Source organism: Methylobacterium sp. 10, from assembly GCF_000519085.1.
In the GTDB taxonomy this organism is placed as follows: Bacteria; Pseudomonadota; Alphaproteobacteria; order Rhizobiales; family Beijerinckiaceae; genus Methylobacterium.
Genome location: NZ_KI912577.1, coordinates 539,907 through 556,985 on the forward strand (window position 1 = coordinate 539,907; position 17,079 = coordinate 556,985).

Consider the following 17,079-nt stretch of genomic DNA (forward strand, 5'->3'; position numbering starts at 1 on the left):
TCTCGTCATGTCCTCTGCCCGCAGCCGATGAGGGGGCTCGCGGCGAAGTCCCAGACCGCGGCCTCCTCCGTCCCGTCGGACACCGTCGCGATGCGGCCCGCATCGACGCCGCCGATGACGGAGGCGGCGATCCCGCGATCCGTGAAGCGCCGGAGGACCGGCTCGACATTCGCGGGGGGCACGCCGAGGAGGTAGCCGAAGCTCGGGAAGGCGGTGAGCCAGCGGGCAAGGTCGACGCCCTCCGGCCGAGGGATGCGGTCGAGGCGGATCGCAGCGCCGACGCAGGAGCATTCGAGCAGCATCAGGGCCGTGCCGACGAGGCCGGCCATGCTGATGTCCTTGGCGGCCTTGGCGAGGCCGTCCTCGGCGATGCCGGCGAGGATCGCGATGTCGCCGCGCAGGCGCTCCGCCGGGGCGCCGGTGGCCGCGTCCCAATAGGGGTGCGGATCGCGAAAGCCGCCGCGCAGGTCGATCGCCGCGACGAGGCTGTCGCCGGGCATGGCGTCGAAGCTGGTGAGGAGGCTCTTTGCCCGGCCGAGGATGGCGACGGCGAGATGCTCGCCCGCGTTGCGGGTGTTGCTATGCCCGCCGACCACCGGCACGCCGAAGGTCTCGGCCCCCGCCCTCAGGCCGGCCAGGACCGGATCGGCATGGGCCTGATCGCGGCTCCACAGGGCATCGACCACCGCGATGGGGCGTCCGCCCATGGCGGCGATGTCGCTGACATTGACCATCACCCCGCAGAACCCGGCGAAATATGGATCGGCGGCCACGAACTCGTCCATGAACCCCTCGATGGCCAGGAGCAGGTAGCCGTCGCCGTCGGGGATGGCAGCGCAATCGTCGCCGAGCGGCACGGCGACCGCGCGCCCGCCGAGGCCGAGCCGGCCGATCACGGCGTCGATGTCCCGCTTGTGGGCGAGGCCGCGCCCGTGGCGGATGCCGTGTGCGATCTCGGCGAGGGAGGGCGGCAGGGTCATGGTCAGGCCGCCCGCCGGAGGAGCGTGACGAGGCCGCGCTCAGGGTCGGTCATGGGCGGGTAATACGTGAGATCGGCCCGCATCAGGTGATGGGCGCGGCCGTGCAGGTCGACCTCAGTGAGGCTGGTCCAGTTCAGCGCCTGGAACAGGGACACGTTGGCGCTCTGCACATGGGCGAGGAAACGGGTGCAGCCCCGCGCATGCGCCGAGGCCACCGCCACATGGATCAGGCCGGCGCCGAGCGCGCCGACCCGGCGGTAATCGCGGGCCACCGCGAGGCGCGAGCCCCACCATTCGCCGGGCCGGTCGGCGGTCTCGTGGATGCGCACGGTGCCGACGACGGCATCCGGCGCACCGCCGAGCGTCGAGAGGGCGCAGATCGGGATCGCCACAGCATCAATCGCATCGCGATCGTCCCCCTCGAAGATCGCCTGCTCGGCGCAGAAGACCTGCCGGCGCAGGGACGCCGTGCCGGCCCGCTCCCAGGGCGCGGTGGCGAACTTGATCCGGAAATGGCTCGATCGGTAGGCGGGGACGGGCTCGAACATCGTCCCGCTCACCGCTCGTAGGTGGAGAGGGCCGAACAGGCGCCGCAACGTCCGCAGCCGGCCTTGATGTCGGTGGAGCGCAAACCCGCCCCCGCCAGCATCGCCGCGAGCGGCTGGAGCACGGAATGCATGAAATCCGGCGAGGGGGCGGGATGGTCCTCCAGCGGCGTGCCGGAAATCGGCACGAACGGCACCACGAACGGGTAGACCCCCATGCCGATCAGGCGCTCGGACATGGCGAGGATAGCCTGCGCCGTGTCGCCGAGACCGGCGAGGATGTAGGTCGAGACCTGACCCTTGCCGAAGATCGGCACGGCGGCGGCGAACGCCTGGAAGTAGCGCTCCAACGGCACGCTCGCCTTGCCGGGCATGATCGCGGCGCGCACCTCCGGCGTCACCGCCTCGAGATGCAGGCCGAGCGCATCGACGCCCGACGCCTTCAGCCGGGCGAACCAGCGGTCGTCGTCCGGCGGCTCGCATTGGGCCTGGATCGGCAGATCCACCGCCGCCTTCACCGCGAAGGCGCTCTCGCAGAGCACGGCCGCCCCCCGGTCGGTGGCGTTGGGGGTGCCCGTGGTCATCACCATGTGCCTGACGCCGTCGAGGAGAACGGCGGCGCGCGCCACCTCGGCGAGTTGCTGCGGCGTCTTGTGGGCGACGGTGCGACCAGCCGCGAGCGACTGACCGATGGAGCAAAATTGGCAGGTCTTGGTCCGGCTCTGGTAGCGGATGCAGGTCTGCAGCACCGTGGTCGCGAGCACGTCGCGCCCGTGCAGCACGGCGATCTTCGAATAGGGCACCCCGTCGAGGGTCTGGAGCCCGTAGAACCTAGGCTTGCCCGGAAACGTCACCCGGCCGATCACCGTGCCGTCATGCTCGATCACGCTCGACCCGTCGGCATCCGGCCGGCGCACGAGGTAGGGAGAATCGAAGGCGCCCGCCGTATGGACCGGCACCATCACCGTGCGGCCGGCGATGGTCATCGCCTTGTGGTCGGAAGGCCCCGCCCCGCCCCGGCGGCTGGCGACCCCGGCGCGGGTGTCAGCCAGCCTGACTCCGTAGGATTGGAGCGCGTTGATCAGGTGCTCCGTCGGCATCCCCTGGTAGACTGGGGCGTGCGCCGGCGACGAAGCGGCCGGGGAGGTCAGCAGCGGAGAGTCGCTCATGGTCGGTGCTCCGGGGATGCGGGATGTCCGATGCGGGCGTGGTCACCACCGTGCGGGCGGGACGCGCGTCGTGGTTGAGGCTGAGGAGTTCGGGGCGGGCGTAATGGCCGACCGAATCCATCATCCGCTTGCGCTTGGTGACCAGCGCCATGTCCATGTCGGCGACGAGGATGCCCTCGCCCTCCGTCATCGGCGGGACGAGGTGCTTGCCTTCCGGCGACACGATGGCGGTGCAATTGCCGCCGCGCAGGGCCCCGCGCATCCGCTCATCGGGAGAGATTGCGGCGACCTGCGCCTCGGTGAGCCAGCCGGTGGCGTTCACGACGAAGGCGGCCGCCTCCAACGCGTGGTGGCGGATCGTCACCTCCATCTGGTCGGCGAAGATCTGACCCACCATCGAGCCCGGGAACTGGGCCGCGTGGATCTCTTCGTGCTGGGCCATCAGGGCGTAGCGGGCCAGCGGATTGTAATGCTCCCAGCATGCCAGGGCGCCGACCCGGCCCACCGCCGTCTCGACCACCGTGAGCCCGGCGCCGTCGCCCTGCCCCCAGATCATACGCTCGTGGTAGGTCGGGGTGATCTTGCGGCGCTTGAGCAGGAGCGTGCCGTCGGCATCGAAGATCAGCTGCGCGTTGTAGAGCGAGCCGTGATCGCGCTCGTTGATGCCGAGCACGATCACCGCGCCATGCTTGCGCGCGGCGGCCGAGACCGCCTGCGTCACCGGCCCCGGCACCGTCACCGCGCCCTCGTAGAGCCGCAGGTGCTCCGGCCCCTGCGCCGCCGGCGGGGCGATGAAGGAGAAGTACGGGTAGTACGGCACGAAGGTCTCGGGGAACACGATGAACCGAGCGCCCTTGCCCGCCGCCTCCTCGGTCGCGGCGAGCACTCTCTCCAGCGTCCCGCCCGGCCGCTCCAGATCGGGTGAGATCTGGACGGCGGCGGCGCGCACGATGCGTGACTCGGACAAGCGTGACTCGGACATGGGTCCGTTCCTTGGGGATCAGTGGTTGCCATGCCGCCGCAGGGACCGGCACGCAGGACTCTCGGCGCAGCACCCCCTCTCCCCGCCCGCGGGGAGAGGGGTCAGGCGCGCCTCACACCGTCCAAGTGTCGATCACCACCGCGTTGTCGCGCTTGTGCAGGAGGACGAGGTCGAGGACGTCGGTGGGGGCGATGGGGCGGATGCCCTCGATCAGCGAGGGCTCGCCGTGGCCGTAGAGGGCCTGGAGGGCGAAACGGCAGGCATAGACCTTGCCGCCCTCGGAGAGGAACTTCACGATCTGGTTGTTCATGTTCATATGGCCGGGGAAGGCCTCGTCGCCGAGGGTCGGGAAGCCGCGCTGAACGCCGAGCGTCACGCCCGGCCCGTAGAGCAGGACTGAGGTCTCGAAGCCCTTGCGAAGCAGACGGGTCGCCTGGAGCAGGTTCACGAAGCCGATGGACCCCTCGAAGGCCACGGTATGGAAGGTGACGAGCGCCTTCTGGCCCGGCTCGGCCTTCACGTCCTCGAAGACCTTCTCTTCGTAATCGACGAAGTAATCGCCCTTCTTATGGTGCTCGGCACTGACGGCTGGCATCGGAAACACTCCCTGATATCGCGATGTCCGCCGCGATCATTGCCGGCGACGGCCTATGAGGGGATGGCAATCCGTGTGCCAGCGTCGAAGATAGTGCAATCCGGCCAATTCCACGCTGGGGAATACATGCAATCGTGCAGTCAATATGCAGCGCGGCGCGTCGCCTCCCTCGCTCGCGATGGCGCCCAAAAACCGAGCATTCGATGCATAGATACTCAACATATGCATCCGGATACTAGTATTTTATTTGACTGTATTGACTGCAAATCGCCATGCAGCGTCGGGCCGCGATGCGGCGGCACGACGATTGCTATCCATACAATTCGACATGGAACGCACATTGACTGGTTCTGCGATGATCACCGGACGAGGATCCAGGAAGCCGGGCCGTCGCCCCGGGCCATCGTGGACAAGCCCATCTCCGCCGCCGGACGGCTGGACGCCGGACCTCGGACGCTGGGGCAAGCCGCATTACCTCGCCATCGCCGAGGCCATCGCCGACGATATCCGTACCGGACGGCTCGCCGTCGGCGAACGCCTGCCGCCCCAGCGGGTTCTCGCCGAGCGGCTGGAGCTGAACTTCACCACCGTGGCGCGCGGCTACGTGGAGGCGCAGCGTCGTGGCCTCGTGGAGGCGAGGGTCGGCCAGGGGACTTTCGTGGCCGGTCCCGCGATGCCGATGCCGCAGCCCAGGACCGTGGCCCCGCGCCGGCACGGCCCTGTCGACTTCACCATGAACCTGCCGCCGGAACCCGACGATCCCGCTCTGCTCGCGCGGATGCAGGGCGGCCTCGCGGCGGTGTCCAACGATCTGCCGAACCTGCTGCGCTACCAGGGCTTCGGCGGCACGGCCGAGGACAAGGACGCAGCGATCGAGTGGCTTCGGCGCCGCGGCCTCGAAGCGTCGCGCGACCGCCTGCTGATCTGCCCCGGCGCCCATGCCGCCCTCGGCGCCGTGATGAGCCTAGTGGCGCAACCAGGGGACACGATCTGCTGCGAGACGCTCACCTATCCCGGCGCGCGGGCGCTCGCAGCCCATCTCGGCCTGCGCCTCGTCGGGGTGCCCATGGATGGAGAAGGCATCGACGCCGCGGGCTTTGCGGCCCTCTGTACGCGGCATGCGCCGAAGGCCCTCTACCTCAACCCGACCCTGCAGAACCCGACCACGATCACCATCTCGGCGGCGCGCCGCGAGGCCATCGTCACCGTGGCGCGGCGCTACAACGTGGCGATCATCGAGGACGACGCCTACGGTTTCGTGCCGGTGAAGCCGGCAACCAGCTTCTACCGGCTGGCGCCGGAGATTACCTATCACGTGGCCGGCCTCGCCAAATGCCTCGGGGCGGGGCTGCGGCTCGCCTACATGCTCGCGCCCAGCGCACGGGCGGCGCTCCAGCTGACGGCGTCCCTGCGCGCCTCCACGGTGATGGCCTCGCCGATCACCACGGCCCTCGCCACGCGCTGGATCGACGACGGCACCGCCGAGGCGATCCTCGCCTTCGTCCGCTCGGAATCCCGGGCGCGGCAGGCCATCGCCGCCGGGATGCTGGGGTGGCACGGCGTGACCGCCGACCCCGCCGGCTTCCATCTCTGGCTATCCCTGCCCGAGGGCTGGACCCGCTCGGCCTTCGCCAGCCAAGCCCGCGCAGCGGGGATCGGCGCCGTGGCCAGCGACGCCTTCCTCGCCGCCGGCCAAGCCCCGGAAGCCGTGCGGATCTGCCTCGGCGGCCTCGCCAGCCGCGCGGAGATCGCGCAATCGCTGGAGATCCTCGCCCATGCCCTGTCGCACTCGCCCGCGCTGGCTTCGGCCTATATCTGACGAGGCGAAGTACCTCGTCGCCGGCATGCGGCAATAGCGTCAAGATGTCTCGCGAGACACACAGCCTGAATATCGATGGATCGTATGAATCAGTACTGATCGATCTAATCCGATGGTACCGGCGATCCTGGCATTGACTTTCATTGACTCTAGCAAAGCTGTGGATAGCGACGTCCTGTCCCTGCACGGCGCGGAACCTCCCAGGCGGCGATCGGTTTGCCATGTCCTCCTCAGGGCCAGCCTCACGAGCCAGCCTCGACCGACGACGATCCGGAGCCTCATGCTGTTTCCCACCGACGATGCTACCCATCCCCTGGCGCTCAAATTCCATGCCTTCATCAAGGATCAACCCTTCCCTTGCGTCGGCGCGAAATCGGCCCTCGCCAAGGGGCAGCTGAAGGTCCTGGTCGCGCGCGACGTCGCCTCGGGCTGGGACGACACGCGGATCTATCCGGCGCTCCTCGCCTTCATCTATCGCTACAGGGCGAACCCGAAGCTGTTCCAGAGCTTCGCCGTGGTGTTCGAGGACGCTTCGCCCCTCTCCGAAGAACGGTTCGAGGGGCACCTGTGGGACCGGGTACAGTCGCTGTCCGACAAGGACGCCTTCCTCGGCCAGCGTTACGACAAGCGGGTGCAGGCCGACCCGGACGACCCGCATTTCGCCCTGTCCTTCGGTGGTGAGGCATTCTTCCTCGTCGGGATGCATCCCGGCGCGAGCCGGCCGGCCCGCCGCTTCTCGCATCCCGTCCTCGTCTTCAATGTACGTGCGCAGTTCGAGCAGTTGCGCGAGGAGGGCCGCTACGAGGGGCTTCGCTCGGCGATCCTCGCCCGCGACGAGGCGCTGGCCGGATCGATCAACCCCATGCTGGCCCGGCACGGCGATGCCTCCGAGGCCCGCCAGTACAGCGGTCGCGCCGTTGGCGGCGACTGGGTCTGCCCGTTCCAGGGTCGAGCCAAGGGCGACAATGACCGCCTCGCCGAGGATGGCCGCGATGCCGCCTGACACCGCCCTCCCCCCGATCCACCGCCACGAGATCGCGCCCCGGAGCGGCGTCGCCTTCGAGCTTGCCAAGGGCGAGCGGCTCACCGTGATCGATCCGAACGGCGAGCAGGTTGCCGACCTTCTGGCCTTTTCCGCCGCTGACCGCGACGAGGTGATTTCGTCGGGCCGGACCCTCGATTACGCCAGCCGTATCTACCTGACGACGGGCGATCCGATTTATTCGAACCGCTCCAACGTCCTCCTGCGCATCGTCGAGGATACGGTGGGGCGGCACGATTTCCTCCTCACCCCGTGCTCGGCCGATACGTTCCGCATCATCTATGGCGACGCGCATCCGCACCGGGGTTGCTTCGGCAACCTCGCCGCCGCACTCGCGCCCTATGGAATCGAGCCGGACCGTATCCCGGTGGCCTTCAACGTGTTCATGAACGTCGTGGTGAACGGAGAGACCGGGGAGTTGAAGGTCGAGCCGCCGCTCAGCCGGGCCGGCGATCACGTGACGTTCGAGGCCGAGACCGACCTCATCATCGGGCTCACCGCCTGCTCTGCCCTGCAATCGAACAATAATGCCTTCAAGCCGATCCACTACGAGATCCGACCCGCAGGTGCAGCGCCGCAATCGCCCTGACCCTGCGCCTCGTGCTAGGGGCCGCGCTGCCCCGGACACGAGACCAGCGCCATGACGACAACGAAGCCCGCCCTCGCCCGCGCCGTCGCCTATGCCGATGGCGGCTGCGATCCCAATCCCGGCCCCGGCGGCTGGGGCGTGGTGATCGAGGGAGCGGAGGGCAAGGTCGAACTCTGCGGCGGCGACCGCGCCACCACCAACAACCGGATGGAATTAACGGCGGCGATCAAGGCCCTGTCGCATTTCCCCGCCGGCTCGGCGATCGAAATGCGCTGCGACAGCCAGTACGTCATCAAGTCGGTGACCGAATGGATGCGCGGCTGGAAGGCGAAGGGCTGGCGCACCAGCACCGGGCCGGTGAAGAACGTCGAACTGATGCAGGAACTCGACGCCCTCAACGCCGCCCGCGATGTGAAATGGACCTGGGTGCGGGGCCATACCGGCAATGTCGGCAACGAGCGCGCCGACCGGCTGGCAGCGCAGGGCCGGCGGCAGGCTCTGGGACTGGCTCTGGCGAGCGAGCCAGTGCCGCCCCCCGCCGTCCCGGCGGTGGTGCCCCCGCCGGGCGTGGCGGCGGAACCACCGGCTCCTGCCCCCCGCACGACGCAGGTGGCGATCGATCTCGGCCTCGGCCTCGACGTGTCGCGGGGGGCCAAGCTCGCCGGCCTGACGCCCCAGGCCTTCGTCGAACGCGCGATCCGCGTGGCGCTGAAACTCGGGCCGGACGGCATCGCCCGGGTGCTGGATGGTGGTTCCGCCAAGCCGTGAGTCTCGGCGCGGATTTCTACGCCCGGCCTGCGGCGAGCGTCGCCGCCGAGCTGATCGGATGCCGCCTCCTCGTCTCCGGAATCGGCGGGCTCGTCGTCGAGACGGAGGCCTACGACCGGAGCGACCCGGCCTCCCATAGTTTCAACGGCCCGACCCGGCGCAACGCCAGCATGTTCGGACCGCCGGGCCATGCCTATGTCTACCGTTCCTACGGCATGCACTGGTGCCTCAACCTCGTCTGCGAACCGGGAAGCGCGGTGCTGATCCGCGCCGTCGAGCCGGGGCAAGGAATCGAGATCATGCGGGAGCGGCGCAGCCTCGACGCCCTCCGTCTCCTCTGCGCGGGGCCGGGCCGCCTGTGTCAGGCCCTGGCGGTGACGAGCCTGCACGACGGCCTCCCCCTCGACCGGCCGCCGTTCGAGCTGGAGGGACGATACGCGACGCCGGAGATCCGGGCCGACCGTCGCATCGGCATCACGCGCGGGGCGGACACCCCCTGGCGCTTCCTCCTCGCGGGCTCGGCCTATCTGAGCAAACCGGTGTCGCGCCGACGGGACTAGGCCGCCAAAAAAGGGGCGGAAGTGCCTTCGATGTCGCGGAAATTCCCGGATTCTCGCGGCTCTCCGCCCTCGCCACGTCTGATGTTGCGGCCTATACCGCAGCTTATCCGCGCGAGCGCCACGCTCTTCGCTTCGCTGGACTCCCCTCCGCGCCCGATGGATGGCGGTCCCGCCCAACGAGGGTCTTGCCCGAGCCGATGCCGCCTCACCTGCTCCTCGCCACCGCCGCCATCCTGCCCTTCCTCGGCAGCGTCGTGGCGATCTGCCTGCCCGGCCATGCGCGCAACGCCGCCGCGATCGTCGCGGGCTTCGTGATGGTGACCTGCCTCTCCTGCATCGGTCTCCTCTACCCCGCCGTCGCCGGCCCTGACCCCGTGATCTGGACGGTGGACTGGCTGCCGACGCTCGGCGTCCGCTTCGTGCTGCGGCTCGACGGGCTGTCCTGGCTGTTCGCCGTCCTGGTGCTCGGCATCGGCGCGCTCGTGGTCCTCTATGCGCGCTATTACATGGCGGAAGCGGACCCGGTGCCTCGTCTGTTCTCGTATTTCCTCGCCTTCGTCGGCGCGATGCTGGGCATCGTTCTCTCGGGCAACCTGATCCAGCTCTTCGTCTTCTGGGAATTGACGAGCATCGTCTCGTTCCTGCTCATCGGCTACTGGTCCGACAACGCCTCCGCCCGGGACGGCGCGCGCATGGCGCTGACCATCACGGCGGCGGGCGGCCTCTGCCTGTTCGTCGGGCTGGTGCTGATCGGGCAGATCGTCGGCAGCTACGACCTCTCCGTGGTGCTCGCCTCCGGCGATGCGATCCGGAACAGCCCGCTCTACCTGCCGGCCCTGGTGCTGGTGCTGGCCGGCGCGCTCACCAAATCGGCGCAGTTCCCGTTCCACATCTGGCTGCCGCGTGCCATGGCGGCACCGACGCCGATCAGCGCCTACCTGCATTCGGCGACCATGGTGAAGGCCGGCATCTTCCTGATGATCCGGTTCTGGCCGGTGCTGGCCGACACCGAGGCCTGGTACTGGATCGTCGGCACCGCCGGCATGATCACGATGCTGGTGGGCGCCTGGAGCGCGATCTTCCAGCACGACCTCAAAGGACTGCTCGCCTATTCCACCATCAGCCATCTCGGGCTGATCACCCTGCTCCTCGGCCTCGATTCACCCCTGGCCGTCGTAGCGGCGATCTTCCACACCGTGAATCACGCGACGTTCAAGGCCTCGCTGTTCATGGCGGTGGGCATCATCGACCACGAGACCGGGACGCGCGACATGCGCCGCCTCAGCGGCCTGTGGCGGGCGATGCCCTATACCGCCACCCTGGCGATGGTCGCCGCCGCCGCGATGGCGGGGGTGCCGCTCCTCAACGGCTTCCTGTCGAAGGAAATGTTCCTGGCGGAGGCGGTGGACAATGCGGACGGCCACCTGCTCAACCTCGCCTTGCCGGTGCTGGCGACGTTGGCGAGCGCCTTCACCATGCTCTACTCCGTGCGCTTCATCCGCCAGGCCTTCTTCGGACCCGCCCCCCACGACCTGCCGCATGCCCCGCACGAGCCGGTCCGCTGGATGCGCATCCCGATTGAGCTCCTCGTCCTCGTCTGCGTCGCCATCGGCCTCGTGCCGAACCTCACAATCGGTCCCCTCCTCGCAGGCGCGGTCCGGTCTGTCCTCGGCGAACGGACGCCCGATTACGATCTGGCCATCTGGCACGGCTTCAACGCGCCGCTGGCGCTCAGCGTGGTGGCGCTGCTGGGCGGCATCGCGCTCTATGTGGCGTTCGGGCGGCGGATCAACACCAATCCCCGCGGCGGCCCCTGGCTCATGGATCGGATCGACGGCGGATGGCTGTTCGAGCGGACGATGACCGGCCTCGTGAACGGTGCCCGCCGGCTGGAAGCCGGGCTCGGCGCCGAGCGCCTCCAGGCGCAATTGCGCATCCTCTTCCTCACCGTGCTCCTGGCCGCATTGGTGACGGGAGTCGTGCGGGGGCTCGACCTGTTCGCGCCGGGCAAGACCACGGAATTCGACCCGGCCTTCGCGCTGATGTGGCTCGTAGGCGCGGCCTGCGCCATCGGCGCGGCGGAGCGGGCGAAGTACCACCGCCTGTCCGCCGCCATCTTCGTCGGCGGGGCGGGCCTCGTGAGCAGCCTCACCTTCCTCTGGCTCTCCGCCCCGGATCTCGCGGTGACGCAGATCCTGGTGGAGATCGTCACCACCGTCCTGCTGCTGCTGGGCCTGCGTTGGCTGCCCAAGCGCGACGCGGCGATTCCGACACCGGCTTGGGAGAAGACGCGGTCCCGCCGTCGACGGATGATCGATCTCGGCATCGCCGCCTTTGCCGGCCTCGGGCTCGCCGGGCTGGCCTACGCGGTGATGACCCGGCCCGCCGTCGACGGGATCGCCCGCTGGTTCATCGAGGAGGCCTACCCGCAGGCGGGCGGACGCAACGTCGTCAACGTATTGCTGGTGGATTTCCGGGCCTTCGACACGCTGGGCGAGATCTGCGTGCTGGGCATCGTCGGCCTGACGGTGTTCGCGCTCCTTCGCCGCTTCCGACCCGCCTCCGACAGTCTGGGGCCTCCCAAGCAGCAGGTGAATCACGACGCCTATGACGATGCCCGCGAGGGCCGCGAGCTCGGCGACACCACCGCCGATGCTCTCCTCGTCCCCCGCGTGGTGATGACGTGGCTGTTCCCCTTCATCGTCCTCCTCGCCCTGCACCTATTCCTGCGCGGCCACGACCTGCCGGGCGGCGGCTTCGCGGCGGGCATCGCGCTCACCATTGCTTTCATGCTGCAATACATGGCCCAGGGCGCGCAGTGGGTCGAAGAGCGGCTGCGGATCCAGCCGATCTCGTGGATCGGCATCGGCCTGCTGGTCTCCGTCCTGGTCGGCGCCGGTTCCTGGCTGTTCGGGCGTCCGTTCCTCACCGCCTATTTCGCCTATTGGGAGCCGCCCCTCCTGGGCAAGGTCCCGGTGGCGAGCGCCCTGCTGTTCGATCTCGGGATCATGGTGCTGGTGGTAGGCGCCAGCGCGCTGATGCTCGTCGCCCTGGCTCACCAATCCCTGCGGCGCACCCGCCCCGCCGAGGCGGGGGTGGAGCGGGCCGTCGAGAAGGAGCCCGCCTGATGGAGATCGTGCTGTCCCTGGGGATCGGCGTCTTCGCCGCCTCGGGCATCTGGCTGATGCTGCGTCCCCGTACCTTCCAGGTCGTGCTCGGCATCTCGCTGCTGAGCTACGCCGTCAACCTGTTCATCTTCGCCATGGGCCGCCTGACGGTGGGCGCGCCGCCGGTGCTCGGGGCCGGGGCCGACATCGTCTCCGTGGACGACCCGGTGCCGCAGGCCCTCGTCCTCACCGCCCTGGTGATCGGCTTCGCGCTCACCGCGCTCTTCCTCGTCGTGCTGCTCGCCGCCCGCGGCATCACCGGCAGCGACCATGTGGACGGCCGCGAGCCGCACCAGGCAGAGCCGAATCCAGAGAACCCGCATCCATGAACGCCACGGTTCTGAATGCCCCCCTTGTCGGTGACTGGACCGACCATCTCGTCGTGCTGCCCATCGTTCTGCCGATCGCGGTGGCCGGGGCGATGTTCCTCATGGACGAGCGCCGGAGTCGGCTGAAGGGGGCGCTCAGCCTCGCCACGGTGCTGGCCCTCCTCGGCGTCGCCCTCGTCCTCGTCTGGCGGGCGAGCGAGGCGGCGCAGATCTACCGCCTCGGCAACTGGGCCGCGCCCTACGGGATCGTGCTGGTGGCCGACCGGCTCTCGGCCCTGATGCTGGCGCTCGGCAGCGTGCTGGGCCTGTGCGCCCTGATCTTCTCCTTCGCCCGCTGGGGCCGGGCGGGGCCGCGCTTCCACGGCCTGTTCCTGCTGCTCCTGATGGGCGTGAACGGCGCCTTCCTCACCGGAGATCTGTTCAACCTGTTCGTGTTCTTCGAGGTGATGCTGGCCGCCTCCTACGGTCTCGTCCTGCACGGATCGGGCGAGACGCGCATCCGGGCCGGCCTCGGCTACATCGCGGTCAACCTCGTCGCCTCGCTGTTCTTCCTCGTCGGCGTCAGCCTCATCTACGGTACGATGGGAACCCTCAACATGGCCGACCTCGCCCGGCGTCTTGCGGCGCCGGAGGCGGGGGAGCTCGCCTTGTTCGAGATTGGCTGCGCCATCCTCGGCATCGCCTTCCTCATCAAGTGCAGCGCCTGGCCGCTCGGGTTCTGGCTGCCCACCACCTACGCGGCGGCGAGCGCGCCGGCGGCCGCGATCCTCGCGATCCTCAGCAAGGTCGGCGTCTACGTGGTGGTGCGCCTGAGCCTGCTGCTGTTCGGGGCGGGACTGTCGGAGGGGTTCGGACAGACCTGGATCCTCGCCGCCGGTCTCGCGACGATGACCTATGGGGCCATCGGCATCCTGGCCGCGCGCGACCTCACGCGGGCGGCGGGCTACGCGGTGATGATCTCGTCGGGCACGGTTCTGGCGGCGTTGGGGAGCGGCAACGACGGGGCGCTCTCGGGCGCCCTGTACTACCTCCTCGGCTCCACCCTCGCGGCGGGCGCCCTGTTCCTCCTCGCCGAGATTCTCCAGCGCGGCCGCGACCCGCTGGAGGCCGCCCAGGCCGTTTTCGCCGATGAGTACCGCGATCCCTTCGACGATGCAGACGCCACCGAGATCGGCCGGGCGATCCCCGCCTCGGTGGCACTGCTCGGCAGCGGTTTCCTCGTCTGTACGCTGATGCTGGCGGGAGTTCCCCCGCTCTCCGGTTTCGTCGGCAAGCTCGCGATCTTCATGGGGCTCACGACGGGCACCATGACGGCTTCGGCCTGGTGGCTCATCGCCGCGCTGACGCTGTCCAGCTTCGCCACGCTGATGCCGATGGTGCGCCTCGGGATCAAGAACCTCTGGGTTCCGAACGACGACCCGCCTCCCGTCCTGCGCCTCTCGGAATTCACCGCTCTCGCCGGCCTGCTCGCCGCCTGTCTGGCGCTGGCCCTCTGGGGCGGCCCGGCCCTCGCCTATGCAGACGAGACCGTGCGCTGGCTGGCGCAGCCGCAGGATTACGTTCGCGCCGTCCTTGGGCCGACCCGGGAAGGCGGTGGATCGTGAGCCGCATCCTGCCCTATCCGATCCTGTCGGCCAGCCTCGCCGCGACCTGGCTCTTGCTGAACGCGCCGCTCTCACCGGGCAACGTCCTGCTGGCGTTGTCGATCGGCCTCACCGTTCCCGCCGTCATGCTGGCGCTGAGGCCTCAGGCGGTGCAGGTACGCGCGCCCGGCACCCTCGCCCGACTTGCGGTGACCGTGCTCTCCGACATGGTGCGCTCGAACATCGACGTCGCCCGCATCATACTCGGGCTTCGCCGGGGGGAGCGGCGGACCGGCTTCGTCACCATTCCCCTCGACATGCGCGAGCCGTTCGGAATCGCACTCCTGTCGATCATCCTCACCGGCACGCCGGGCACGCTCTGGGTCCAGTACGATTCCGATACCGGCAGCCTGCTCATGCACGTGCTCGACTACACGGATGGGGACGAATGGGTGCGGCGGGTAAAGGACCGCTACGAGCGCCCCCTGATGCAGATCTTCGCCCCATGATTTTCTTCGTCCCATGAGGTTCTTTCCATGAGCGCCACCACCGTTCTCGATTGGGGGCTCGGCTTCGCCCAGGGGATGCTGGTTCTGGCCATGGCGCTCGCCGCATGGCGGATGCTGCGCGGGCCCCGCGCCCAGGACCGTATCCTCGGCCTCGACACCCTCTACCTCAACGGCATGCTGGCGGTGGTGGTCCACGGCATGCGCACCGGCAGCGGCCTCTATTTCGAGGCCGCGCTGATCCTCGGGATGATCGGCTTCACCGCCACCGTGGCACTGGCGAAGTTCCTGATGCAGGGCGAGGTGATCCAGTGAACGGTGTCGACCTGCCCGTCTGGGCCGCGTGGCTGGTGGTGACGCTCGCGATCGTCGGCGCGGGTTTCTCGCTCACCGGCGCCTTCGGCCTCATTCGCCTCCGGACGTTCTACGAGCGCGTCCATGCTCCCACCCTGGGCGCGACCCTGGGCATGGCCCTGATCCTCATGAGCTCGATGCTGCTCCTGTCCCTGATCGAGGGCCGCCTGGTCCTGCGCGACGCCCTGATCGGCGTGTTCCTCACCGTGACGACCCCGGTGACGCTGCTCCTCCTCGCCCGCGCGGCGGCGCAACGCGACCGCCACGAAGGCAATCCCGACGCTCCGCCGGACATGTGAGGCGCGGCCGGCGCATCGCCGTTCCTCAGGCCTCCGCCGCATTCCCCCGGATCAGGTCGCGCCCGGCATAGATCCCGCCCACGGTCTCCATCTCGAGACGCTCGGCATCGCGGCGGCGGACTTCGGCCATGACCGCGCTGGCTGCGTCGGGCTCGTCGCCGATGGCGAGGAGCGCCTGCTCGCCGAAGGCCAGGGCCGATTCGAACGTCTCCCGGAGCTGGTAGGCGACGCCGGCATGGATGAGCTCGATCGCGTGCTCGCGGTCGCGGGCGCGAGCGAGGACGGGCACGAGGGGGAACTCGGCCTTCGCCAGTTCTGCGATCCGCCGGGCGGCCTCGCGGTCGTCGATGCAGATCAGGATCGCCCGTGCCGTGGCGGCCCCGGCCGCGTGCAGGATGTCGAGGCGCGTACCGTCGCCGTAATAGATCTTGAAGCCGAATTGTTCGGCGACGCGGATATAGGCGGGGTTGGTGTCGATGATCGAGACCGAGCAGCCGCGCGAGATCAGCGGCTGGCTCACCACCTGACCGAAGCGGCCGAAGCCGATGATGAGGGCGCTACCCACGAGGTTCTCCGGCACCTCGACACCCTCCGTCGAGACCGAGGCCTTCGGGCCGAGGCGATCGAAGGCGATGACCATCAGCGGCGTGACGGCCATGGAGAGGATGATCGTCGCCGTCAGGATGGCGTTGGTGGTGCCGTCGATGATGCCCGCGCTCGCGGCGGCGGCATAGAGCACGAAGGCGAACTCGCCGCCCTGCGCCATCAAGGCCGCACGCTCCATCGCCTCGGGATGCGAGGCGCGCAGGAGACGCGCGATGGCATAGATGACGATGCTCTTCACCACCATGTAGGCGACGACACCGGTGAGGATGAGCGCCCAGTTCGCGGCGATGACCGTCAGGTCGAGGGACATGCCCACGCCGAGGAAGAACAGACCGAGTAGGATGCCCCGGAACGGCTCGATATCGGCCTCCAGCTGGTGCCGGAAGCTCGATTCCGACAGGAGGACGCCCGCCAGGAACGCGCCCATGGCCATGGACAACCCGCCGAGCTGCATGGCCAGGGCAGAGCCGAGCACGACGAGGAGGGCGGCCGCCGTCATCACCTCGCGGGCCTTGGCCGCGGCCAGCAGGCGGAACAGTGGGTTGAGCAGCCAGCGCCCCGCCGCCACCAGGGCGGCCACGGACCCGAGGGCGATGCCGATGCTGGAGACGCGCTCCATCGTGCCGGTCGCCTGCCCGCCGGGCGCCAGCAGCGCGACGATGGCGAGCAGCGGCACGATGGCGAGGTCCTCCAGCAGGAGGATCGCCACGATGCGCTGGCCCTTCGGCGTCGAGATCGACCCGCGCTCCTCGAGAAGCTGCATGACGATGGCCGTGGAGGTGAGGACGAAGCCGGTGCCGGCCACGAACGAGATGGCGGGCGAGAACCCCATGGCGATGCCGACGAGCATCAGCGCCGCGATGCAGGCGGCGACCTGGGCGAGGCCGAGCCCGAAGATCTCGCGCCGCATGCCCCAGAGCCGGGACGGCTCCATCTCCAGCCCGATGATGAACAGGAACATCACCACGCCGAGTTCCGCCACGTGCAGGATGGCGTGGGCATCCGAGAACAGGCCGAGGCCGAACGGACCGATGGCGAGCCCCGCCACGAGGTAGCCGAGGACCGAACCGAGGCCGATCCGCTTGAAGACCGGCACCGCGACGACGCCCGCGGAGAGGAGTGCCACGACCTGGACGAGTTCGCTCGCGGCACCGGATGCTTCAACTGCCATGATGTCGACGTCTCC

The 17,079-nt window shown here is 69.1% G+C and carries 17 protein-coding genes; 11 read left to right on the top strand and 6 right to left on the bottom strand.

What is annotated here, in order from left to right:
• Positions 1-5: 5 nt before the first annotated feature.
• The 5 genes from K368_RS0102470 to K368_RS0102490 form a co-directional block, all read right to left on the bottom strand.
• Positions 6-980 carry a sll0787 family AIR synthase-like protein gene (locus K368_RS0102470; protein ID WP_027171006.1) on the bottom strand — a complete coding sequence of 325 codons (975 nt, stop codon included), beginning with the start codon at positions 978-980 and terminating at the stop codon, positions 6-8.
• Positions 981-982: 2 nt separating this feature from the next.
• Complete coding sequence (locus tag K368_RS0102475; protein ID WP_027171007.1) at positions 983-1,528, bottom strand: MSMEG_0567/Sll0786 family nitrogen starvation N-acetyltransferase; 546 nt, start codon at positions 1,526-1,528, stop codon at positions 983-985.
• Between the two features lie 8 nt (positions 1,529-1,536).
• Positions 1,537-2,625 carry an MSMEG_0568 family radical SAM protein gene (locus K368_RS0102480; RefSeq protein ID WP_027171008.1) on the bottom strand — a complete coding sequence of 363 codons (1,089 nt, stop codon included), beginning with the start codon at positions 2,623-2,625 and terminating at the stop codon, positions 1,537-1,539.
• Entirely contained in the window at positions 2,570-3,661 is a 1,092-nt protein-coding gene (locus K368_RS0102485; RefSeq protein ID WP_027171009.1) for a Nit6803 family nitrilase, read from the bottom strand. Before K368_RS0102485 ends, K368_RS0102480 begins: the two co-directional genes overlap by 56 nt.
• A gap of 127 nt (positions 3,662-3,788) precedes the next feature.
• On the bottom strand, positions 3,789-4,271 hold the full coding sequence (locus tag K368_RS0102490) for an MSMEG_0572/Sll0783 family nitrogen starvation response protein (RefSeq protein ID WP_018041839.1): 483 nt from the start codon (positions 4,269-4,271) through the stop codon (positions 3,789-3,791).
• Between the two features lie 355 nt (positions 4,272-4,626).
• On the opposite strand from K368_RS0102490, the gene K368_RS0102495 reads away from it, so the two are divergent.
• From K368_RS0102495 to mnhG, 11 genes are all read left to right on the top strand, one after another.
• Entirely contained in the window at positions 4,627-6,090 is a 1,464-nt protein-coding gene (locus K368_RS0102495; protein WP_027171010.1) for a PLP-dependent aminotransferase family protein, read from the top strand.
• A 280-nt stretch (positions 6,091-6,370) separates the two neighbouring features.
• Positions 6,371-7,093, top strand: a complete 723-nt coding sequence (gene gntA / locus K368_RS0102500; protein ID WP_027171011.1) for a guanitoxin biosynthesis heme-dependent pre-guanitoxin N-hydroxylase GntA — start codon at positions 6,371-6,373, stop codon at positions 7,091-7,093.
• The gene (locus K368_RS0102505) at positions 7,074-7,721 is read left to right on the top strand and encodes an urea carboxylase-associated family protein (RefSeq protein ID WP_197031056.1); all 648 of its coding nucleotides are present in this window, start codon (positions 7,074-7,076) and stop codon (positions 7,719-7,721) included. The genes gntA and K368_RS0102505 overlap by 20 nt, the downstream gene beginning before the upstream one ends.
• Positions 7,722-7,772: 51 nt before the next feature.
• The gene (rnhA, locus tag K368_RS0102510; protein ID WP_027171013.1) at positions 7,773-8,489 is read left to right on the top strand and encodes a ribonuclease HI; all 717 of its coding nucleotides are present in this window, start codon (positions 7,773-7,775) and stop codon (positions 8,487-8,489) included.
• Complete coding sequence (locus K368_RS0102515; protein ID WP_027171014.1) at positions 8,486-9,049, top strand: DNA-3-methyladenine glycosylase; 564 nt, start codon at positions 8,486-8,488, stop codon at positions 9,047-9,049. The genes rnhA and K368_RS0102515 overlap by 4 nt, the downstream gene beginning before the upstream one ends.
• Positions 9,050-9,246: 197 nt before the next feature.
• Positions 9,247-12,177, top strand: a complete 2,931-nt coding sequence (locus K368_RS0102520; protein WP_027171015.1) for a monovalent cation/H+ antiporter subunit A — start codon at positions 9,247-9,249, stop codon at positions 12,175-12,177.
• Positions 12,177-12,545 carry a Na+/H+ antiporter subunit C gene (locus K368_RS0102525; protein WP_027171016.1) on the top strand — a complete coding sequence of 123 codons (369 nt, stop codon included), beginning with the start codon at positions 12,177-12,179 and terminating at the stop codon, positions 12,543-12,545. The genes K368_RS0102520 and K368_RS0102525 overlap by 1 nt, the downstream gene beginning before the upstream one ends.
• Positions 12,542-14,149, top strand: a complete 1,608-nt coding sequence (locus tag K368_RS0102530; RefSeq protein ID WP_027171017.1) for a monovalent cation/H+ antiporter subunit D — start codon at positions 12,542-12,544, stop codon at positions 14,147-14,149. Before K368_RS0102525 ends, K368_RS0102530 begins: the two co-directional genes overlap by 4 nt.
• Positions 14,146-14,637, top strand: a complete 492-nt coding sequence (locus K368_RS0102535) for a Na+/H+ antiporter subunit E (RefSeq protein ID WP_027171018.1) — start codon at positions 14,146-14,148, stop codon at positions 14,635-14,637. Before K368_RS0102530 ends, K368_RS0102535 begins: the two co-directional genes overlap by 4 nt.
• Positions 14,638-14,664: 27 nt before the next feature.
• Positions 14,665-14,949, top strand: coding sequence for a K+/H+ antiporter subunit F (locus K368_RS0102540; protein ID WP_027171019.1), 285 nt, complete (start codon positions 14,665-14,667; stop codon positions 14,947-14,949).
• Complete coding sequence (gene mnhG / locus K368_RS0102545) at positions 14,946-15,287, top strand: monovalent cation/H(+) antiporter subunit G (RefSeq protein WP_027171020.1); 342 nt, start codon at positions 14,946-14,948, stop codon at positions 15,285-15,287. Before K368_RS0102540 ends, mnhG begins: the two co-directional genes overlap by 4 nt.
• Before the next feature lie 25 nt (positions 15,288-15,312).
• On the opposite strand, the gene K368_RS0102550 is transcribed toward mnhG, so the two are convergent.
• On the bottom strand, positions 15,313-17,064 hold the full coding sequence (locus tag K368_RS0102550; protein ID WP_027171021.1) for a monovalent cation:proton antiporter-2 (CPA2) family protein: 1,752 nt from the start codon (positions 17,062-17,064) through the stop codon (positions 15,313-15,315).
• Between the last annotated feature and the right edge of the window lie 15 nt (positions 17,065-17,079).

What these genes read in the sequence shown, in the direction of transcription:
- gntA (WP_027171011.1), top strand. Translation starts at nt 6,371, where the DNA reads ATGCTGTTTCCCACCGACGATGCTACCCATCCCCTGGCGCTCAAATTC.
- K368_RS0102505 (WP_197031056.1), top strand. Translation starts at nt 7,074, where the DNA reads ATGGCCGCGATGCCGCCTGACACCGCCCTCCCCCCGATCCACCGCCAC.
- rnhA (WP_027171013.1), top strand. Translation starts at nt 7,773, where the DNA reads ATGACGACAACGAAGCCCGCCCTCGCCCGCGCCGTCGCCTATGCCGAT.
- K368_RS0102525 (WP_027171016.1), top strand. Translation starts at nt 12,177, where the DNA reads ATGGAGATCGTGCTGTCCCTGGGGATCGGCGTCTTCGCCGCCTCGGGC.
- K368_RS0102480 (WP_027171008.1), bottom strand. Translation starts at nt 2,625, where the DNA reads ATGCCGACGGAGCACCTGATCAACGCGCTCCAATCCTACGGAGTCAGG.
- K368_RS0102530 (WP_027171017.1), top strand. Translation starts at nt 12,542, where the DNA reads ATGAACGCCACGGTTCTGAATGCCCCCCTTGTCGGTGACTGGACCGAC.
- K368_RS0102540 (WP_027171019.1), top strand. Translation starts at nt 14,665, where the DNA reads ATGAGCGCCACCACCGTTCTCGATTGGGGGCTCGGCTTCGCCCAGGGG.
- K368_RS0102490 (WP_018041839.1), bottom strand. Translation starts at nt 4,271, where the DNA reads ATGCCAGCCGTCAGTGCCGAGCACCATAAGAAGGGCGATTACTTCGTC.
- K368_RS0102475 (WP_027171007.1), bottom strand. Translation starts at nt 1,528, where the DNA reads ATGTTCGAGCCCGTCCCCGCCTACCGATCGAGCCATTTCCGGATCAAG.
- K368_RS0102495 (WP_027171010.1), top strand. Translation starts at nt 4,627, where the DNA reads ATGATCACCGGACGAGGATCCAGGAAGCCGGGCCGTCGCCCCGGGCCA.
- K368_RS0102470 (WP_027171006.1), bottom strand. Translation starts at nt 980, where the DNA reads ATGACCCTGCCGCCCTCCCTCGCCGAGATCGCACACGGCATCCGCCAC.
- K368_RS0102550 (WP_027171021.1), bottom strand. Translation starts at nt 17,064, where the DNA reads ATGGCAGTTGAAGCATCCGGTGCCGCGAGCGAACTCGTCCAGGTCGTG.
- K368_RS0102520 (WP_027171015.1), top strand. Translation starts at nt 9,247, where the DNA reads ATGCCGCCTCACCTGCTCCTCGCCACCGCCGCCATCCTGCCCTTCCTC.